At 36.2% G+C, this 1486-nt stretch carries 4 pseudogenes; 3 read left to right on the forward strand and 1 reads right to left on the reverse strand.

What is annotated here, in order from left to right:
* From E4T71_RS10325 to E4T71_RS08590, 3 pseudogenes are all read left to right on the forward strand, one after another.
* Positions 1-284 (forward strand): annotated as a pseudogene (locus E4T71_RS10325) (IS5/IS1182 family transposase); the annotation flags it as partial.
* A 34-nt stretch (positions 285-318) separates the two neighbouring features.
* A pseudogene (locus E4T71_RS08585) lies at positions 319-834 on the forward strand (IS630 family transposase); the annotation flags it as partial.
* Positions 835-857: 23 nt separating this feature from the next.
* A pseudogene (locus E4T71_RS08590) lies at positions 858-1331 on the forward strand (ATP-binding protein); the annotation flags it as partial.
* A 47-nt stretch (positions 1332-1378) separates the two neighbouring features.
* Here the strand turns inward: E4T71_RS08590 and E4T71_RS08595 are convergent.
* A pseudogene (locus E4T71_RS08595) lies at positions 1379-1486 on the reverse strand (IS30 family transposase); the annotation flags it as partial.

The following is a 1486-nucleotide window of genomic DNA, read 5'->3' on the forward strand; positions in this document are numbered from 1 at the left end:
TCGAACCTATATTTGGTAGGATGAAGGGTGTTTTTGGCGTACGCCGAGTTCATGTTCGAGGAAATCAAAACGTGGAAACAGAGTTAGGGCTCCTCTTAATGAGCATGAATCTTACAAAATTGACTAAGAGGTTCGTCCAATATGAAAAAGACAAAGAAAAATCACAGACAAATTTGTATCTTTTGGCGAAAACCAAATACAAATTCTCTGTGATTTTTCAATTATTGGCTAGTTTTTGCCCAGCCTCAAAAAATAAAATCTTTATTCCAGAAAAAATCGAGTAAGCGTTTTCTAGATAAAACTCCTTACACTAAGACTCGCTTAATGTACCAAGATGAAGCTGGTTTCGGGAGAATTAGTAAATTGGGCTCTTGTTGGAGTCCTAGTGGACATCGTCCGACTGTCTCTAGTCACCATATCCGAGAATTTCGTTATTGCTACGGTGCTGTGGATGCCCATTCAGGAGAGTCCTTTTTCATAATTGCTGGAGGGTGCAATAGCGCTTGGATGAATGAGTTTCTATGTCAATTATCAGAAGCTTATCCCAATGACTACTTGATTTTAATTATGGATAATGCCGTTTGGCATAAATCTCAGACCCTTGAAATACCTGATAATATTGAATTTACATTCATACCTCCTTATACTCCTGAGATGAATCCAATAGAACAAGTTTGGGCAGAAATCCGTAAACGTGGCTTCAAAAATAGAACTTTTCAAACATTGGAATCAGTCATTGATAAGCTTCAAGAAGTGATCCAAGCTTTAAGTAGAGATATTCTAAAAAGTATCGTTTATAGAAAATGGATTTGTTCAGATTTTGAAATCGAATGAGTGTTAGAATGAGATTTTTCTCAGGAAAATTACCAAACATTCTAACTGTTGAAAATATCAAGCATGAGCGTTTTTCAAGAAATCCTCGAATTGCTAGAACTCTAATGGAATTTGGTTGGGTTCGTGAAATGAATGAAGGGGTTAAGCGTATTTACTCTGAGATGGAATCTGCTTTTCTCCATGAACCCACATATTCAGAGCCTGGGAATAAGGTGGTTTTGATCTTGGAAAATAGTATTACTAGCCGAACCTTGTGTATCAAAGATGCTTTGGAAGTAAAAATCAAAGATTACAGTATTTTTAGTGTAGATGAAAAAATATTACTTCAATACATGTTCAATAAGAATGAGCAAATGACGACGAGGAAAGCCTCTGAATTACTGGGAAGCAGTATATCCTATTCTTCAAAATTACTAAAAAGTTTACGTGACAGAGACATTTTGGCTTGGTATGGAACAAGTACGAGAGATCGTAGTCAATACTATAAGTTAAAATGAAGTAAAAACGAAGAAAAACGTGGAGAACGCTAAATTTCAAGTTGAAGTTAGCCACCGCTAAGAAATTCCTTCGGCGACTTGTAGCCCAAGCATTTTTTAGGATAGTTGTTTATCCAATTTTCAATAAAGGCGACCTCTTTTGGGGTCGTTTCTTT

This window comes from Streptococcus sp. WM07, from assembly GCF_004570525.1.
Taxonomy (GTDB): Bacteria; Bacillota; Bacilli; order Lactobacillales; family Streptococcaceae; genus Streptococcus.